The 17550-nt window shown below is 72.5% G+C and carries 17 protein-coding genes; 6 read left to right on the forward strand and 11 right to left on the reverse strand.

The genetic code is table 11. From position 1 onward, the window contains the following. Window positions 1-3: 3 nt before the first annotated feature. Entirely contained in the window at window positions 4-1101 is a 1098-nt protein-coding gene (locus tag DA085_RS11550; RefSeq protein ID WP_109473134.1) for a cyclic nucleotide-binding domain-containing protein, read from the reverse strand. A gap of 80 nt (window positions 1102-1181) precedes the next feature. On the opposite strand from DA085_RS11550, the gene DA085_RS11555 reads away from it, so the two are divergent. Further along, complete coding sequence (locus tag DA085_RS11555) at window positions 1182-1496, forward strand: hypothetical protein (RefSeq protein ID WP_109473135.1); 315 nt, start codon at window positions 1182-1184, stop codon at window positions 1494-1496. A 10-nt stretch (window positions 1497-1506) separates the two neighbouring features. On the opposite strand, the gene DA085_RS11560 is transcribed toward DA085_RS11555, so the two are convergent. Next, entirely contained in the window at window positions 1507-2589 is a 1083-nt protein-coding gene (locus DA085_RS11560; protein ID WP_237565459.1) for a quinone-dependent dihydroorotate dehydrogenase, read from the reverse strand. Between the two features lie 44 nt (window positions 2590-2633). Between DA085_RS11560 and DA085_RS11565 the strand changes: the two genes are divergently transcribed. Both DA085_RS11565 and DA085_RS11570 read left to right on the forward strand, forming a co-directional pair. Beyond that, window positions 2634-3704 carry a mannose-1-phosphate guanylyltransferase gene (locus DA085_RS11565; protein WP_109473282.1) on the forward strand — a complete coding sequence of 357 codons (1071 nt, stop codon included), beginning with the start codon at window positions 2634-2636 and terminating at the stop codon, window positions 3702-3704. Between the two features lie 134 nt (window positions 3705-3838). Continuing rightward, window positions 3839-4993, forward strand: a complete 1155-nt coding sequence (locus tag DA085_RS11570) for a glycosyltransferase family 4 protein (RefSeq protein ID WP_202619211.1) — start codon at window positions 3839-3841, stop codon at window positions 4991-4993. Between the two features lie 4 nt (window positions 4994-4997). On the opposite strand, the gene DA085_RS11575 is transcribed toward DA085_RS11570, so the two are convergent. Continuing rightward, a complete protein-coding gene (locus tag DA085_RS11575; protein ID WP_202619203.1) occupies window positions 4998-5546 on the reverse strand; it encodes a 2'-5' RNA ligase family protein in 549 nt (182 codons plus the stop codon). Between the two features lie 45 nt (window positions 5547-5591). On the opposite strand from DA085_RS11575, the gene DA085_RS11580 reads away from it, so the two are divergent. Next, window positions 5592-7175 carry a S10 family peptidase gene (locus DA085_RS11580; protein WP_109473138.1) on the forward strand — a complete coding sequence of 528 codons (1584 nt, stop codon included), beginning with the start codon at window positions 5592-5594 and terminating at the stop codon, window positions 7173-7175. A gap of 129 nt (window positions 7176-7304) precedes the next feature. Next, window positions 7305-8009 carry a maleylpyruvate isomerase family mycothiol-dependent enzyme gene (locus DA085_RS11585; RefSeq protein WP_109473139.1) on the forward strand — a complete coding sequence of 235 codons (705 nt, stop codon included), beginning with the start codon at window positions 7305-7307 and terminating at the stop codon, window positions 8007-8009. Between the two features lie 93 nt (window positions 8010-8102). On the opposite strand, the gene DA085_RS11590 is transcribed toward DA085_RS11585, so the two are convergent. Beyond that, the gene (locus DA085_RS11590; RefSeq protein WP_109473140.1) at window positions 8103-9323 is read right to left on the reverse strand and encodes an NADP-dependent isocitrate dehydrogenase; all 1221 of its coding nucleotides are present in this window, start codon (window positions 9321-9323) and stop codon (window positions 8103-8105) included. A 238-nt stretch (window positions 9324-9561) separates the two neighbouring features. On the opposite strand from DA085_RS11590, the gene DA085_RS11595 reads away from it, so the two are divergent. Next, the gene (locus tag DA085_RS11595) at window positions 9562-10551 is read left to right on the forward strand and encodes a malate dehydrogenase (RefSeq protein ID WP_109473141.1); all 990 of its coding nucleotides are present in this window, start codon (window positions 9562-9564) and stop codon (window positions 10549-10551) included. A 97-nt stretch (window positions 10552-10648) separates the two neighbouring features. Here DA085_RS11595 and DA085_RS11600 read toward each other — a convergent pair whose 3' ends face one another. The 7 genes from DA085_RS11600 to sucD all read right to left on the reverse strand — a co-directional run bounded on the left by DA085_RS11600 (window position 10649) and on the right by sucD (window position 17543). Continuing rightward, window positions 10649-10963, reverse strand: a complete 315-nt coding sequence (locus DA085_RS11600; protein ID WP_161958488.1) for a DUF3017 domain-containing protein — start codon at window positions 10961-10963, stop codon at window positions 10649-10651. After that, window positions 10960-11841 carry a bifunctional methylenetetrahydrofolate dehydrogenase/methenyltetrahydrofolate cyclohydrolase gene (locus DA085_RS11605; protein WP_109473143.1) on the reverse strand — a complete coding sequence of 294 codons (882 nt, stop codon included), beginning with the start codon at window positions 11839-11841 and terminating at the stop codon, window positions 10960-10962. The genes DA085_RS11600 and DA085_RS11605 overlap by 4 nt, the downstream gene beginning before the upstream one ends. 68 nt (window positions 11842-11909) lie before the next feature. After that, entirely contained in the window at window positions 11910-12926 is a 1017-nt protein-coding gene (locus DA085_RS11610) for a DMT family transporter (protein ID WP_109473144.1), read from the reverse strand. Then, entirely contained in the window at window positions 12916-14523 is a 1608-nt protein-coding gene (gene purH / locus DA085_RS11615) for a bifunctional phosphoribosylaminoimidazolecarboxamide formyltransferase/IMP cyclohydrolase (RefSeq protein ID WP_109473145.1), read from the reverse strand. The genes DA085_RS11610 and purH overlap by 11 nt, the downstream gene beginning before the upstream one ends. Continuing rightward, window positions 14520-15155 (reverse strand): phosphoribosylglycinamide formyltransferase, encoded by a 636-nt coding sequence (gene purN, locus DA085_RS11620; RefSeq protein ID WP_109473146.1) that lies wholly within the window; start codon window positions 15153-15155, stop codon window positions 14520-14522. Before purN ends, purH begins: the two co-directional genes overlap by 4 nt. A gap of 20 nt (window positions 15156-15175) precedes the next feature. Continuing rightward, window positions 15176-16432, reverse strand: a complete 1257-nt coding sequence (locus DA085_RS11625; RefSeq protein WP_109473147.1) for a cell division protein PerM — start codon at window positions 16430-16432, stop codon at window positions 15176-15178. A 223-nt stretch (window positions 16433-16655) separates the two neighbouring features. Beyond that, window positions 16656-17543: a succinate--CoA ligase subunit alpha gene (sucD, locus tag DA085_RS11630; protein WP_109473148.1), complete on the reverse strand. Its 888-nt coding sequence runs from the start codon at window positions 17541-17543 to the stop codon at window positions 16656-16658. Window positions 17544-17550: the final 7 nt, after the last annotated feature.

Raw genomic sequence — 17550 nt, forward strand, 5'->3', positions numbered from 1 at the left:
GGGCTACTCCCCGGCCCCCGGCACGGTGGGCACCGAGTCCTCACGACGGTGCACGAGCGACAGCTCGTGCAGGCTCGAGGTGTCCAGGGCCTCTGCGGGCACCCTCGCGACACGCACCCTCGTGCGGGCCCGCACTTTCGCAGTGCGCACTCCGTCGGCCAGCCCGGCACGCTCGCCCACGACGGCCCCGGGTCCGACCTCGGCCACCTGCGTCCCGTCGACGAGGACGTCCAGGGCACCGTCCAGGACGAGGAAGACGTGTTGGTCCCGGTCACCCTGACGGATGAGCACGTGTCCTGCCGGCAGGGTGCGCACCTCGGGCCGGCCACGCCCCTCGGGCCGGCCACGCCCTTCGGACGGGCGGCGCGACCCCACCCGGCCGGGCCCGCCGCGGCGGCCCGCCATGATGGCGGCGGAGAGGCGCCGTTCGATGGCCGTCTCGGCAGCGATCACGAGCGCCGTGGAGTCGGCTGCGCCCCAGGGTGTCCGGGGCCCGAAGGAGTGGTCCAGCCACTTCTGCAGCTCGGCCACGGCGCTCTTGGCCGTCAGTCGGCCCGCCGAGTCATAGACCCAGTGCCGCGGGAAGGCGCTGGCACCGACCAGCCCGACCTCCGAGCTGCCGTCGCGACGGAGCGTCAGCGCGAGCGTGGTCCACACGATGGGCGCCTGCCAGCGGACGTAGGGCGGGTGCCGGACGGTGCGAGGCAGCGGCACGCCGGTGCGGCCGCCCACCGTCTGGGTGAGGACGACCGTCCCCTCGTCCGGCCTGGCGATGTCGCGCAGCACGGGCAGCGAGTAGCCGAGAAAGGTGGCGCTGCCGACCCCGAGGCGCACCGTCGTCGACCCCATGAGCAGGCCCGAGTCGTCGCCCCAGCCGGCGGTCGTCCCCTGCCCGGCGAAGTCGGCCCAGCCGCTGATCACGTTGGCGAACCGGAACCGGTCGTCCTGGCGCATCCGGTCGACCTCCGCGGGACCTGCGAGCCGGTCGTCCGGTGGTGTGTCGTAGTGCGAGAGACGCAGGTCGAAACCGCCCTTGAGCCACCCGGAGACGGACTCGGACGGGATCCACGACACGGAGGTGCCACGGCCTTCGACGCGCACCTGCCCAGTGTGGCACCTTGACCCGTTCTTGACGAGCCCTATTCATTGTCTTGACCCGGAATGAGGCCTACCGTGGGCTCATGACGCCTCCTCCAGAGCCCGGCTCCCCCCGGGACCGCTCGAGCGGCGAGCCGCCGGCCGAGCCGTCCGGCCTCGAGGTGGTGGCTCACCTCGCCCCGCAGCCCGCCAACATCTTCCCGCTGCTCCAGGCACCGGGTGGCTTCGTCGAACCGTCAGATGGCTTCGTCGACCAGTCCGGTGGCTTCGTCGACGCCCGGTCCGTGGGCGCCCTGCCGGACCCTCAGACGGCGAGCGCCCCGATCACGCTCGACCCGGGCCAGGAGTCGGCGACAGGCTCGTTGCTCGGCCCCACCAAGATGCGGCACTCCACCTGAGCGCAGTACCTCACAGCGTCGCGATCCGGCGGACCAGGCCGGGACCGGCGTAGATCAGGCCGGTGTAGACCTGCACGAGGTCGGCGCCGAGGTCCAGGAGCGCGGCCGCGTCGTCGGCGGTCATCACCCCGCCCACCCCGATGAGCGGGAGGTCGGTCTCCCTCCTGATCCGGGCGACGACCTCTCGGGACCTCCGGGTCAGCGGCGCGCCAGAGAGGCCGCCGGCCTCGCGTCCGGCCAGGTCCCGGTCGGCCGGCGCGACGTGTCGCCGGGCGATGGTGGTGTTGGTGGCGATCAGTCCGGAGGCGCCCGACCCGGTGGCCACCTCCAGCGCCTGGTCGAGGGCCGCGTCCGACAGGTCGGGGGCCAGCTTGACCAGGACCGGCGTCGCCCTGCCCCCACCCGCCAGGTCCCGGGCCTGCCCCACGACGCCTGAGATGAGCTCGGCGAGCGGACCGGCGTCCTGGAGGCCCCGCAGTCCCGGGGTGTTCGGGGAGGAGACGTTGACGGCCAGGTAGTCGACCAGCCCGTCCAGCGTCCGGACGGAGGTGAGGTAGTCGTCGACCGCGTCCGCCAGGGGCGTCACCTTGGTCTTGCCGATGGAGACCCCGACCGGTATGCCGATCGCTCCCTCCGCGCGTGCCTCCCGCAGGCGCTCGGCCAGGGCCGCCACCCCGGAGTTGTTGAACCCCATCCGGTTGATCACGGCCCGGCTCGCCGGGAGCCGGAAGAGCCGGGGCCGGTCGTTGCCGGGCTGCGGACGTGCCGTGACGGTGCCCAGCTCGACGTGCCCGAAGCCCAGCGCCTCCCAGCCCCGCACCGCATGCCCGTCCTTGTCCATCCCGGCGGCCAGACCCACGCGGTTGGGGAAGGTCAGACCGAGCAGGTGCACAGGTCGCGGTCGCTGCTGCAGCAGCCGGGAGACCGCGGCGCGTGCCCGGGGGCGGGCGCCGAGGGCCGCGACGAGCTCGACAGTGCGGTGGTGGGCGGCCTCCGCGTCGCCACCGCCGACACCGAACATGACGGACCTGACGCCACGCCGGTAGCCGAGGTCGAGGACGCGCGTGCGCAGGTCAGGGTCGGGCTGGCTCACGGCTGCCACCCTATGCTGGCAGCGTGAGCACCACCGACGAGAGCATGCCGCACTTCTGGGGGGTGATCCCGGCGGGAGGGGCAGGCACCAGGCTGTGGCCGCTGTCCCGCCGTTCCTCCCCCAAGTTCCTGCACGACCTCACCGGCAGCGGCCACTCCCTGCTGCAGGACACCGTGTCCAGGTTGACCCCGCTCACCGGTGCGCGGGTCATGGTGGTCACCGGGGTGCGGCACGCCGACGCGGTGCGCGAGCAGCTGCCTGACCTGCCGGCCGACCAGGTGCTGGTCGAGCCCAGTCCCCGCGACTCGATGCCCGCCATCGGGCTCGCCGCGGCCGTGCTGGAGGCGCGCGACCCGGAGGCGGTGATCGGCTCCTTCGCCGCCGACCACGTGATCGGCGACCCGGAGAGCTTCCGGGACTGCGTCCGCGAGGCGGTGGCCACCGCGGACTCGGGGGCCTTGGTCACCCTCGGCATCACCCCGGGCTACCCGGCCACCGGCTTCGGGTACCTCAAGGTCGGCGACCCCTGGCTCGATGCCCACCGGGCGCGGCAGGTGGTGGAGTTCGTCGAGAAGCCGCCGCGCGACCTCGCCGAGCGCTACCTCGAGTCGGGGAGCTACCGCTGGAACGCCGGCATGTTCATCGTGCGCGCCTCGACCCTGCTCGACCTGCTGGCGACCTGGCACCCCGAGCTCGCCGAGTCGCTCCGCCAGCTGGCCGCCGAGCCGGCCATGATCGACCAGGTCTGGCCCTCACTGACCAGGATCTCCATCGACCACGCCGTGGCCGAGCCAGCCGCCGACGCCGGGCGCGTGGCCGTCGTGCCGGCCGACTTCCCGTGGGACGACGTGGGTGACTTCGCCTCCCTGACGTCCCTGCTCGAGGAGGCTCCCGACGGGCTCCGGGTCCTCGGACCCCGCGACGAGGTGGTGTCCAGGGACAGCACCGGACTCGTGGCGGCGCACGGGGGCCGCACGGTGGTCACCCTGGGAGTGGAGGACATCGTGGTGGTGGACACGCCCGATGCCCTGCTGGTCACCACGCGGGAGCGAGTGCAGGAGGTCAAGGACATCGTCGAGATCCTGCAGGGTTCCGGACGCGAGGACCTCACGTGAGCAGCAGTCCCCGGCACCGTGCCCGCCCCCGGCGACTGCGCGACGCGCTCGGACACCCACTGGTCACCTCCCGCTCACTGGACACCACCCGGCACGTCGCCGCGCCACCACCCGGGGGCGCCACTCTGGATCACGTGAGAGTCGCGATCGTGACCGAGTCCTTCCTGCCCGCTCTCAATGGCGTGACCACCAGCGTCTGCAAGGTGCTGGAGAGCCTCCGCGCCGGGGGGCACGACGCCCTGGTCATCGCTCCGGGCACCACCCCCTGGGCGGAGACCGCCGCACCCGAACGCTACGCCGGTTTCCCGGTGCACACCGTCAGCAGCGTGCCGATCCGGCAGTTCCGCGTCGGTCTGCCCTCCTACGAGCTGGAGACCGTGCTGCACCGGTTCCGCCCCGACGTCGTCCACGTCGCCTCCCCCTTCGTCCTGGGCGTGCGGGGACTCACCGCCGCACGCGGCCTGGGTCTGCCGTCCGTCGCGATCTACCAGACCGATATGCCGAGCTATATCCGCCAGCACTCCGGACCGGTCGGCGACCTGACCGCCCGCGCGGCCTGGCGCTGGATCCGCAGGATCCACTCCCAGGCCGACATCACGCTGGCACCGTCCAGCGCCGCGCTGCAGGACCTCGCCGCGCACGACGTCCCCCGGGTGGCGCTGTGGGGCCGGGGCGTCGACTCGACCCTGTTCCACCCCGACCGGCGCAGTGACCCCGAGACCGCCGCCCTGCGCCGACGGCTGGCCCCGGACGGCGAGGTGCTCATCGGGTATGTCGGTCGGCTGGCTCCGGAGAAGGAGCTGCACCGACTCACCGAGCTCAACGGCCTGCCGAACACCAGGATCGTGCTGGTCGGGGACGGACCCAGCGCCGACCTGCTGCGCGGACAGCTCCCCGGAGCGGTCCTCCTCGGGCGGCGGGAGGGGATGGACCTGGCCCGCAGCTACGCCGCCTTTGACCTGTTCGTCCACACCGGCACGCGCGAGACGTTCGGGCAGACGATCCAGGAGGCCGGGGCCGCGGGGCTCCCGGTCGTCGCCCCGGCACGCGGCGGCCCCCTCGACCTCATCGACCAGGGGCGGACCGGCCTGCTGTTCGACCCGGACCGACCGGGCGCGCTCCGTGAGGCGGTGCGGAGCCTGACCAGCGGTCCACTGGCGCCGGAGCGGGCGGAGATGGGGGCGGCGGGACGCCGCAAGGTCGAGGAGCGGTCCTGGCCGGCGCTCACCGAGCAGCTGATCGGCTACTACGCCCAGGCGATGGGCCAGCACCGCGTGGCGGTCGCCTGAGCAGTCAGCCCACCGTCGGCGGGCCCGTCAGCTGGTAGGTCACCAGCGGCCGCCAGACCTCGTCGCCATGGTGCACGTAGGCCACGAACTCGGTGGCCTCGAACTCCGCGGTGAAGTCCGCCAGCTCATCGAAGGCCCGGTCCAGCACCTCTGTCGGCTCGTCGTGCACCACGGTCACGTGCGGGTGGTAGGGGAAGACGAGCTCACGGCATACCGGCCCGTCACGCACCGCCTGCTCGAGCTGCTCGCACGACGACACCCCCTGCGCGACCTGGATATACACGACGTCCGACACCGGGCGGAAGGTCCCTGTCCCCCGCAGCACCATCGCGAAGGGCGGGTTGTCCCGGGCGACGTCCGCAAGATGCTCCAGCAGCGCCTCGAGCCGCGCCGCGGTCGTCTCCGTCGGCGGCAGGAGGGTGACGTGCGTCGGGATGTGCGCCGCGCGGGCCTCTCCGTAGCCCAACCGCGCCTCCCGCACCGCGGTGCCCCACGGGTCCGGCACGGGCAGGGCGACGCCGACCGTGACGGGTCCGTGGGGTTGGAGACTCACGAGCACCGACCCTACTCCGGGCGGCCTCTGCCTTAAGGTCGGGGGATGGCCCCCACCGACGAGTCCACGCCGCCGAGCCCGGACACCGACAGGACCCCGGACGCGACCCGTGGCAGGGCCACGGAGGAGCACACGGTCACCACCGAGCCGGCCGAGCCACAGGACGACCTGGTCACGACCAGGCACACGCTCCGGCTCGGCCGCGGCAAACTGTCCTACACCGCCACCACGGGACGCATCGTCCTGCGGGAGGAGGTCTACGAGGACGACGTCTTCACCGGCACCAAGGCCAGGGCCGAGGTCTTCCTGACCTCGTACGTCGCAGACCGGCCCGACGGGGCGCCGGAGCGGCCGGTGACCTTCGCCTTCAACGGCGGGCCGGGCTCGTCGTCGGTCTGGCTCCACCTCGGGCTGCTGGGGCCGCGCCGCGTCCAGATGGGCGACGTCGGGGCACTGCTCCCGCCGCCGTACGGCCTGGTCGACAACCCCGAGTCCCTGCTCTCCGTCTCGGACCTGGTCTTCATCGACCCGGTGTCCACCGGCTTCTCCCGCGCGGTGGAGGGCGGCAAGACCAAGGGCTACCACGGCTTCTCCGGCGACCTGGAGTCGGTCGGCGAGATCATCCGTCTGTGGACCGCCCGCAACGAGCGCTGGCTCTCCCCCAAGTTCCTCGCCGGGGAGTCCTACGGCACGCTGCGGGCCGCCGCCCTGGCCGACCACCTGCAGTCGCGCTACGGCATGTACCTCAACGGCGTGATGCTGATCTCGTCGGTGCTGGACCTCGGCTCCATCGGGCTGCAGGAGCCGGACACCGACCGGGCCTTCGCCGGGTTCCTGCCGACCTACGCGGCGGTCGCGCACTACCACGGCAAGCACGGGCGCAAGTCCCTGTCGACCGTGGTCCGCGCCGCCGAGGAGTACGCCGCCAGGGACTACCCCTACGCCCTCAGCCGAGGGTCACGGCTGACCGGCCCCGAGCGCGCCCAGCACGTGACCCGCGTCGCCGAGCTCACCGGGCTCCCCGAGGACTGGGTGGACCGGGCCGACCTGCGCATCGAGCACATCCGGTTCTTCACCCAGCTCCTGCGCGACCAGCGCCGGGTGGTCGGCCGCCTCGACTCCCGGTTCACCGGCCCCTCCGCCGCGGGGAACGCCGAGATGATGGATGCCGACCCCAGCCACGACGCCATCGCCGGGCCCTACTCCGCGGCCTGGAACCACCACGTGCGCGCGGACCTCGGTTACGAGTCCGACCTGCACTACGAGCAGATCTCCCGCCGCGTCCACCCGTGGTCGTATGCCGACTTCGAGGGTCGGTCGGTCGACGTCACCCCCCAGCTGGCGCGGGCCATGCGCGCCAACCCGCACCTGCGCGTGCACGTGGCCTACGGCTGGTACGACGGCGCCACCCCGTTCTTCGCGGCCCGCGAGGTCCTCGCCGGGCTGGACGTGCCCGCAGAGCTGCACGACAACATCGAGCACCGCTACTACGAGGCGGGGCACATGATGTATGTGCACGAGCCGTCGCGCATCCAGCAGTCCCAGGACCTCGCGGACTTCGTCACCCGCAGCGTGGGAGGCGGACCGCCTGCTGCCGCGGGGCGGGGCGGGACCCCGGGCGCGGGCTGAGCCGCCCGCCGGTAGGGGCCGTTTGGGCCCGGCTGGGCACGTGCCCTTGCGGGAGTGCGCCGGGCGCGGGAGCATCGGTAGCAGGACCGGCGGCCGCACCGGCCGGCCCGTAAGGCACTGGGAGGCACGATGTCCGAGGGAAACCTGGCCGCAGGTCGCGCGATCGACCTGCTGGCCGACGCCGACAGGGCGCTGGCACGGACGATGGCCCGGATGACGGAGCAGGACCTGCGCGGTCCGAGCCTCTGCGCGGGCTGGACCCGCGCGCACGTGCTGGCGCACCTGGCCCGCAACGCCGACGCCCTGCAGCACGTCGTCCTGTGGGCGGCCAGCGGTCGGGAGACGCCGGCCTACGCCTCACGCGAGCAGCGCGACCGGGACATCGAGGAGGGCGCGACGCAGCCCCTGGCGCGGCTGCGTGCTGACGTGATCTCCTCGTGCGACGCCTTCCGCGCCCGGGTCGCCACCCTGCGCGGTCGCACCGACCTGCACCCTGTCGTCATCTCGGGCCGCACCGTGCCCGGGGAACGCCTGCCGTGGACCAGGCTCCGCGAGGTGACCCTCCACCACGTCGACCTCGATGCGGGCTTCACCCTGGCGCAGGTGCCTCCCGAGGTGGTGCGCGCCGCCCTGGTCGAGGCCGCGGAGCGGCTGGGACAGGCCGGCAGCCCGCCGCTCACGCTCGTGGGCACGGACGGGCGGCACTGGCACGTGGCCGGCGGCGGCACCGAGGTGCACGGGCGGCCCGCCGACCTGCTGCTCTGGCTGGCCCGCGGGATCGACCAGGGGCTGACCAGTCACCGCCCCCTCCCGACCCTGCCGCCCTGGGGCTGAGCCCACCAGCGTCGGTCGTGCTGATCGCGCACCGGGACGCGGCAGCGGCCGCCCACCCGGTGGGGTGGACGGCCGCTGCCGGTGTGCTGTGGCTCAGGCCGCCATGGCCTTCTGCAGGTTCTCGTCGATGGCGGCGAGGAACTCCTCGGTGGTCAGGTAGGGCTGGTCCGGGCTGATGAGCAGGGCCAGGTCCTTGGTCATCTTGCCCTCCTCGACGGTCTCGACGCAGACGCGCTCGAGGGTCTCGGCGAACGCCGTCACCTCCGGCGTGTTGTCCATCTTGCCGCGGTAGGACAGCCCGCGGGTCCACGCGAAGATCGAGGCGATCGGGTTGGTGGAGGTGGGCTTGCCCTGCTGGTGCTGCCGGTAGTGGCGGGTCACCGTGCCGTGCGCGGCCTCGGCCTCCACGGTCTTGCCGTCCGGGGTCATCAGCACGGAGGTCATCAGGCCCAGCGAGCCGAAGCCCTGCGCGACGGTGTCGGACTGGACGTCGCCGTCGTAGTTCTTGCAGGCCCAGACGTAGCCGCCCTCCCACTTCATCGCCGCGGCGACCATGTCGTCGATCAGGCGGTGCTCGTAGGTCAGGCCGGCGGCGTCGAACTGCTCCCTGAACTCGGCGTCGAACACCTCCTGGAAGATGTCCTTGAACTGACCGTCGTAGGCCTTGAGGATCGTGTTCTTGGTCGACAGGTAGCACGGGACGCCACGGTCCAGCGCGTAGTTGAAGCTGGCGCGGGCGAAGTCACGGATCGAGTCGTTGAAGTTGAACATGCCCATCGCGACACCGCCGTCCTCGCCGTACTCGGCCACCTCGTGGACCTGGGGCTCGCCGCCGTCGGCCGGGGTGTAGGTGATGGTGACGGTGCCCGCACCGGGGACCTTGAAGTTCTGCGCCTTGTACTGGTCACCGTGGGCGTGACGACCGATGATGATCGGCTTGGTCCAGCCCGGGACCAGCCGCGGGACGTTGGAGATGATGATCGGCTCGCGGAAGATCACGCCACCGAGGATGTTGCGGATGGTGCCGTTCGGGCTGCGCCACATCTCCTTGAGGCCGAACTCCTCGACCCGCGCCTCGTCGGGGGTGATCGTCGCGCACTTGACGCCGACGCCGTACTCCTTGATGGCGTTCGCCGCGTCGACGGTGATCTGGTCGTTGGTCTCGTCGCGCTTCTCGACCCCGAGGTCGAAGTACTTCAGCTCGACGTCCAGGTACGGGTGGATCAGCCGGTCCTTGATGAACTGCCAGATGATGCGCGTCATCTCGTCGCCGTCGAGCTCGACGATCGGGTTGGCGACCTTGATCTTCTCCATGCCTGCAGGCTCCTGTGGTCAGTCGTGGTGGCCGTCTGCACGGCCTGGCGTGACGTGCGGCCGCACGGGCGGCCGCCGGGCCTCAGGTTATCGCGGACGCCGCGACCACATGACCACGGCCACCGGGCCGACCACCGGACCGTGACCAAGACCACCCTCCCCGGCCCTCCGGCATACCGTCCGCGCGGTGCTAACGTCACCGGTGAACTCAGCCCCCTCGGACCGAAGGAAGAGCACCGTGAACCCCACTCCCGTCAAGGTCGCAGTGACCGGCGCCGCCGGCCAGATCGGCTACAGCCTCCTGTTCCGCATCGCCAGCGGCGACCTGCTCGGCAAGGACACCCCGGTCGAGCTGCGGCTGCTGGAGATCACCCCGGCACTGAAGGCGCTCGAGGGCGTCGTCATGGAGCTCGACGACTGCGCGTTCCCGACGCTGGCCGGCGTCGAGATCGGCGACGACCCGAACGTGATCTTCGACGGCGCGAACGTCGCGCTGCTCGTGGGCGCGCGCCCGCGGACCAAGGGCATGGAGCGCGGTGACCTCCTCGAGGCCAACGGGGCGATCTTCACGGGCCAGGGCAAGGCGCTCAACGACCACGCGGCAGACGACATCCGCATCACGGTGACCGGCAACCCGGCGAACACCAACGCGCTGATCGCGATGAGCAACGCCAAGGACATCCCGACCGAGCGGTTCTCCGCCCTGACCCGGCTCGACCACAACCGCGCGCTGGCGCAGGTCGCCGCCCGGGCCGGCGTCCCGGTCGCGGACATCCGCAACATGACCATCTGGGGCAACCACTCGGCGACGCAGTACCCCGACCTGTTCCACGCCGAGATCGGTGGCCGTCCCGCCGCGGAGGTCATCAACGACCAGCCCTGGCTGGAGGACACCTTCATCCCGACCGTCGCCAAGCGCGGGGCCGCCATCATCGAGGCCCGCGGCTCCAGCTCGGCCGCGTCCGCCGCCTCGGCGACGATCGACCACACGCGTGACTGGCTGCAGGGCAGCCAGGAGGGCAACTGGCTGTCGATGGCGGTCCGCTCCGACGGCTCCTACGGCGTGCCCGAGGGGCTGATCTCCTCCTTCCCCGTGACCACCTCCGGCGGCAACTGGGAGATCGTCCAGGGTCTGGAGATCGACGAGTTCTCCCGCGCCAGGATCGACGCGTCCGTCGCCGAGCTCGACGAGGAGCGTCAGGCGGTCACCGACCTCGGACTCATCTGAGTCCAGCTGCAGCACACCAGGACCCGTCGGGTATGCCGTGAGGCAGCTCGGCGGGTCCCGTGCGTTGTGAGGGTGGGCACCCGGGAGCTGGTCGGGCTCAGCGGATCAGCAGGGTCGCGCTCAGGCCGGCGATCCCGACGGCCAGCGCCAGCAGGGTCAGGACGTCCCAGGCGCGGGAGCGGACCACCAGGCCGCCCACCGCGCCGCGCGGCACGACCAGCCGCAGCAGGGCACACAGCGCCAGGGTGCCGGCGATGACGTAGCCGGAGGCGCGCAGGCCGCCGTTGAAGAGGACGACCACGGCGACGGCGAGCCCGAGCGGCAGGACCCACCAGAGCCCCAGGGGCTGACTGCCCCAGTTGGCCGGACGGCGCGCCCGGGGAGTCTCCGGGGCGGGGTCGGGTCCGGTCACCCGACCGGCTCGCGCTCGGCTTTCCCGACCGCCCTCGCTGCCTCGGACTCCGCGGCGGCGACGACGTTGGTCAGCAACATGGCGCGGGTCATCGGCCCGACCCCTCCGGGGTTCGGCGAGACCCACCCGGCCACCTCGGCCACGTCCGGTGCGACGTCGCCGGCGATCCTGCCGTCACGGCGGGCGACCCCGACATCCAGCACAGCGGCACCCGGGCGCACCATGTCGGCGCTGATCAGGTCCGGGACGCCCGCCGCGGACACGATGATGTCCGCCCGCCTGGTGTGGGCAGCGAGGTCTCGGGTGCCGGTGTGGCACAGGGTGACGGTGGCGTTCTCGGAGCGCCGGGTCAGGATCAGCCCGAGCGGCCGACCGACCGTCAGCCCCCGCCCCACCACCACGACCTCCGCGCCGTCCAGCTCCACCTCGTGCCGGCGGAGCAGCTCCACGATCCCGTAGGGGGTGCAGGGCAGCGGTGCCGGCTCCCCCAGCACCAGGGACCCGAGGTTGACCGGGTGCAGGCCGTCCACGTCCTTGGCCGGTGCGATCCGGGAGAGGATGGCGAACTCGTCGAGCCCGGTCGGCTGCTGCACGAGGAATGCTGTGCACGCCGGGTCCCCGTTGAGCTCGTCGACCACGGCCTCCACCTCGGCCTGCGTCGCGCCCGCGGGCAGGTCGCGGCGGATGGAGTGCACCCCGATCTCGGCGCAGTCCTTGTGCTTGGCGTTGACGTACCAGGTGCTGGCCGGGTCCTCACCCACCAGCACGGTCCCCAGACCCGGCACGATGCCCTGCTCGGCCAGCCTGGCCACGCGGGCGCGAAGGTCCGTCTTGATCTCGGTGAGCGCGGCCCGGCCGTCGAGGATGCGTGCGGTCATGGGCGACAGTCTAGAAGGCGCCCTGCGCCCTGCTGCCGCCCGGGACCCGGCAGGACACGGGGCCCTGGTCAGCGGTGGACGGGGCGGGCGCGCCGGCGGGACCGTGCCCTGGCCAGGGCCGCCCACACCGCCGCGACGACGGTCAGGCCGATCCCGGCGAGCAGCTGCACCCCCACCTGGTCACGGGTCTCGGCCTTGACCAGGTCCAGCAGCACACCCGTGCCCATCTGGCTGGTGATCGTGACGAGCCCGAAGAGCAGCACACCGCTGTGCATGACCGCCCAGGCGGCCAGGATGATAAAGAACACCCCCAGCACGCCGCCCGTCCAGGTCCACCAGGGGATGCCGGTGAGGTCCGGCCAGCCCGCGGGCAGCACCGTCCACGCGCCGATGAGGACGAGCAGGACCGACCCCGTCGCGAAGTTGAGGAACGCGGTCACCGTGGAGGTGCCGCTGACCGCGGTCACCCGGGCGTTGGTGGCCTGCTGGACCGCCGTCGACATGCCCACGAGGAAGGCGATGGCCACCGGCAGCCAGAGGAAGGTGCCGTCCTGCAGCCCCGGCGTGACCGCGATCACCACCCCCACCACGGCCAGTGCGGCGGCCGCCACGCGGGCGGGCGTGATCAGCTGCGGCGCAGCCGGTCCCAGTCGCAGCCGGTCCACCAGCAGGGCGTTCACGGTCTGCCCGCCGATCAGTGCGATCAGGAAGGTCGCCACACCCACGCGCGGCACGGCATACGTCTGGGTGGCGACGACGAGCGCTCCGGCGAACCCGCCCAGGACCTGCCAGGCCGGCAGCCTGCCGCCGCTGACCGCGGCCCTGACCGCCGCGACGCCCTGACGGAAGCGCCGGGTGACCCACAGCAGGGAGATCGCCAGCAGACCGATGAAGAAGCTGAACCACGCGGCGGCCATCGCGGGGACGTGGGTGCCCAGGTCCCCGTTGATCCGCGACTGTCCGGCCAGGAGGATCCCGCAGACGAACGCTGCGACCAGGGCCAGGGACTGGTCCCCCGGCCGACGGCGGGCCCGGGGGACGGTGGTGGGAGCGGGCCCGGCGGGCGGTGGCCCGTCAGTGGGCAAAGTGTCGCGTGCCGGTGAAGTACAGCGTCACGCCGGCCGCTGCGGCCGCCGCCACGACCTCCTCGTCGCGGATCGAGCCACCGGGCGAGACGACGGCCCGGACGCCCGCATCGAGCAGGATCTGCAGGCCGTCCGCGAACGGGAAGAAGGCGTCGGACGCGGCCACGGAGCCGTGGGCCCGGTCCGCCCCCGCGCGCTCCACCGCCAGGCGGCAGGAGTCCACCCGGTTCACCTGGCCCATCCCGATGCCCACGCTCGCACCGTCGCGGGCCAACAGGATCGCGTTGGACTTGACCGCACGCACGGACCGCCACGCGAAGGCGAGGTCTGCCCGGGTCTGGTCGTCCGCCTCCGGACCGGTCGCGAGCTCCCAGTTGGCCGGGTCGTCGCCCTCGGCGTCGATGACGTCGAGGGACTGCAGCAGCGCGCCGCCGGCGATCGTGCGCATCTCGACCCCGCCGCGCTGCGGTGACGCGGCCCGGACGACACGGAGGTTCTTCTTGGCCTGCAGCAGCTCCAGCGCCTCCGGGGCGAAGTCCGGCGCGATGACCACCTCGGTGAAGATCTCGGCGACCTGTGCCGCCAGCTCCGCCGTCACGGCGCGGTTGGTGGCGACGATGCCGCCGTAGGCCGACACCGGGTCGCACGCGTTGGCCTTGCGGTGCGCCTCGGCGATGTCGCTGCCGGTGGCGATGCCACACGGGTTGGCGTGCTTGATGATCGCCACGGTCGGCACGTCGCCGTGGTCGTGCGCCGCCCGGCGCGCCGCGTCCGCATCGACGTAGTTGTTGAACGACATGGCCTTGCCGTGCAGCACCTCGGCCTGCGCGAGGGCGGGCACGGGCTGGAACCCGTTGCGGTACAGCGCCGCCCGCTGGTGCGGGTTCTCCCCGTAGCGCAGCACGTCGGCCCGCTCCCAGGTTGCGCCCATCCACGCCGGGAAGCCGGTGCCGTCCGAGGTGTCGGTGAGCACGTTGCCCATCCAGGAGGCGACGTGCACGTCATACGTCGCGGTGTGGACGAAGGCGCGGGCGGCCAGCTCCCGGCGCTGGGCGAGGGTGAACCCACCGCCGGTGGCGCTCGCCACAACGTCCCCGTAGGCCGTGGGGTCGACCACCACGGCCACGGACGCGTGGTTCTTGGCCGCGGCCCGCACCATGGAGGGACCGCCGATGTCGATCTGCTCGACGCACTCCTCCTCGGAGGCGCCCGACCCGACCGTCTCCGTGAACGGGTAGAGGTTGACGACGACCAGGTCGAACGGCTCGATCTCCAGGTCGGCGAGCTGGGCGACGTGGTCGGGGTTGCGCGTGTCGGCCAGGAGGCCCGCGTGGACGCGCGGGTGCAGGGTCTTGACCCGGCCGTCGAGGCACTCCGGGAAGCCCGTGAGCTCCTCCACGCGCGTGACGGGCACACCGGCCGCCTCGATCCGGGCGGCCGTCGAGCCGGTCGAGACGAGCTGGGTGCCGGCGTCGTGCAGCCCGGTCGCCAGCTCCTCCAGGCCGGTCTTGTCGTAGACCGAGATGAGCGCGCGACGGATCGGGCGGCGACCGCCCGTGTCCTGCGGAGTGCCGGCGTCCTGCGGGGTGGCGTTCACGGGATCGTGACCTTCCTGTCGGTGAGGGTGTGGCCGTGCCGGGCCAGGCGACCCACCACGTCCACGAGCATGCTGCGTTCCACGGACTTGATGCGTTCGTGGAGGGTCTCCTCGGTGTCGTCGTCCTCGACGGGCACGGCGCGCTGGGCGAGGATCGGGCCGGTGTCGACACCGCCGTCGACGAGGTGAGCGGTGCACCCCGTCACCCGGACACCGTAGGCCAGGGCGTCGGCCACGGCGTGCGCCCCCGGGAACGCGGGCAGCAGCGCCGGGTGGGTGTTGACCACCGTGTGCGCGGCCAGGACCCGCTCACCGAGGAGCTTCATGAACCCTGCCGTGACCACCAGGTCCGGGACGTGGGACGCGAGGTGGGCCGCCAGCGCCCGGTCCCAGCTGGCCCGGTCGTCGTGGTCGGAGACCCGGCAGACAAAGGTCGGTATGCCGTGTCGCTCGGCCCGCTGCAGGCCCACCGTCCCGTGGCGGTCGGCCCCGACAGCGACGATCGTGACGCCGTAGGCCGGGTCCCTGCTCGCGTCGATCAGGGCCTGAAGGTTGCTGCCGGTGCCGGAGACCAGCACGGCCACCCGGGCGGGACCGGGCGGACGTGTCGCTGGGGTGGGCGTGGGGCTCACCGGATGACGATAACCCGCTCTCAGAGACGGCGGCGGAGCAGGTGCAGGACCGTCAGCGTCACCAGGGCGCCGCACAGCACCTCGGCGCCCAGCAGCCCGGTGGCACGCAGGGGTGCCGTGCCCACCTGGTTGAGCAGTCCGGGGCTCATGCCTCCCACGGACAGCCAGCTCAGCAGCAGCACGACCACGGTGACGCACACGCAGGCCGACAGGGCGATCTGGGCCTTGGCCCACCAGGAGGCCAGTCGGGGCGCCGCCCGCGCGCTGCGGAACCCGAGCCACGCCCCGGCCAGCAGGGGCAGCAGCACGGACAGCCAGAGCCCGGCGGGCAGGGGGCCCGGCTCCGGGAGGGCGGCCAGGACCGGCAACAGGGGGAGGTCGCCGGCGCTGGATCCGTCCCAGCCGACGTGGACCGTGCCGACGGCCACCTCGGCGCCGCTGGTCCAGCCCAGGGCCCAGACCAGGATGTTGGGCAGCGCCAGCACCTGCCCGAGCGTCAGCACGGTCGTCCCGACGGTGCCCGCATCGAGCGCCTCGTAGAGCGTCATCACCCGGCCGAGGCGGACCACCAGCAGCGCGACCACGACCAACAGGGCACCGACGCCCAGGATGCCGAGCGCCTGGGCCGCGGGTCGCACACCGCGACGCAGCAGGACCGGTGTGTGGAGCTCGACCCAGCGCAGCCCCTGGTCCAGGGTCGGGTGCTCCTGGCGACGGTGCTCGCGCCACAGGCTCAGGGCGATCGCCACCAGCGGGACGAGGACCAGCCCCGGCACGGCGCTGGAGACGTCCACCGGTGCCTGGCCCAGCCCGGCCAGGGAGCACAGCAGGAGTCCGGAGCCGGCGTAGCCGACCACGAAGGAGAGCAGCTCGGGCACCCCCAGGGCGGCCCAGGCGAAGCGCCACCCGGTGACGTCGTCGAGCTCGCCGCGCACGTCGGGACGGTCGACGACGACCTGCCCCACGGCATACCAACAGGCCAGGAGGGGCACCACGGTGAGCAGGAGGGGGGCCAGGACGACCTGGGTCTCCCCCACGTGGATGGTTGCCCGGTGGGCCATGGCCCACAGGTCCACCCCGATGCCCGCGGTCTGCCAGATCGAGGTCGAGCTGCGGTCATCAGCCAGCCAGGCGACGAAGACCGGCACGGTCACGGTGACCCACGAGATGAGCGCCGCCAGCAGCCCCGCGACGGCGGCGAGGACGACCGCGCGCAGGCGGCTGACGATCGTCGCGGCATCGGCAGGGGTGACGGGGCTTCGCTCCAGCAGTGTCATAGCGCCACCATCGTCCCTCCTGCGGTGCCGACAGCCGTGGAGGACTCACCGGCTCGCCCGAAACACCCCGGGCTGGAGCCGAGGTGTGTGGCCAGGTCCCACCACTCCCGCTCGGCCCGGCGGGCCGGGGCACCGACAGACGGACCGGGGCACCGACAGACGAACTCGGGCCCCCGACCGACACCAGGGTCGTGGTCGAGGGCCCGAGAGCGCGCGGGTCGGGTCAGGCGTCGAGGTCCCTGATGATCTGCCGCATGAGCTCAGCCGTCTCCGAGGGGGTCTTGCCCACCTTGACGCCGGCGGCCTCGAGGGCCTCCTTCTTGGCGGCAGCCGTGCCCGAGGAGCCGGAGACGATGGCGCCCGCATGGCCCATGGTCTTGCCCTCGGGGGCCGTGAAGCCGGCGACGTAGCCCACGACCGGCTTGGTCACGTGGGCCTTGATGTACTCGGCAGCCCGCTCCTCGGCGTCGCCACCGATCTCGCCGATCATCACGATGGCCCTGGTCTCCGGGTCGTTCTCGAACGCCTCGAGCGCGTCGATGTGCGTGGTGCCGATGACCGGGTCCCCGCCGATGCCGATGGCGGTGGTGAAGCCGTGGTCCCGCAGCTCGTACATCATCTGGTAGGTCAGGGTGCCCGACTTAGACACCAGGCCGATCGGCCCCTTGCCGGCGATGGTGTGCGGCGTGATCCCGGCAAGGGACTCCCCGGGGGAGATGATGCCGGGGCAGTTCGGGCCCACCATGCGGGTGCTCTTGCCGTCCAGGTAGGCGAAGACCTCGGCAGTGTCCTTGACCGGCACTCCCTCGGTGATCACCACCATCAGCGGCATCCCGGCGTCGATCGCCTCGATGCAGGCGTCCTTGGTGAACGCCGGTGGCACGAAGAGCACGGACACGTTGGCGCCGGTGGCCTCCATGGCCTCCTTGACCGTGCCGTAGACGTGCAGCTCCTGGTCATTGAGGGTCACCGTGCTGCCAGCCTTGCGGGCATTCACGCCCCCGACGATGTGGGAGCCGGCCAGCAGCATCAGCTCGGTGTGCTTGGAGCCCATGCCACCGGTGATGCCCTGGACGATGATCTTGGAGTCCTTGTTGAGGTAGATCGTCATTTGTTCG

Source organism: Ornithinimicrobium cavernae (assembly GCF_003121625.1).
Taxonomy (GTDB): Bacteria; Actinomycetota; Actinomycetes; order Actinomycetales; family Dermatophilaceae; genus Ornithinicoccus; species Ornithinicoccus cavernae.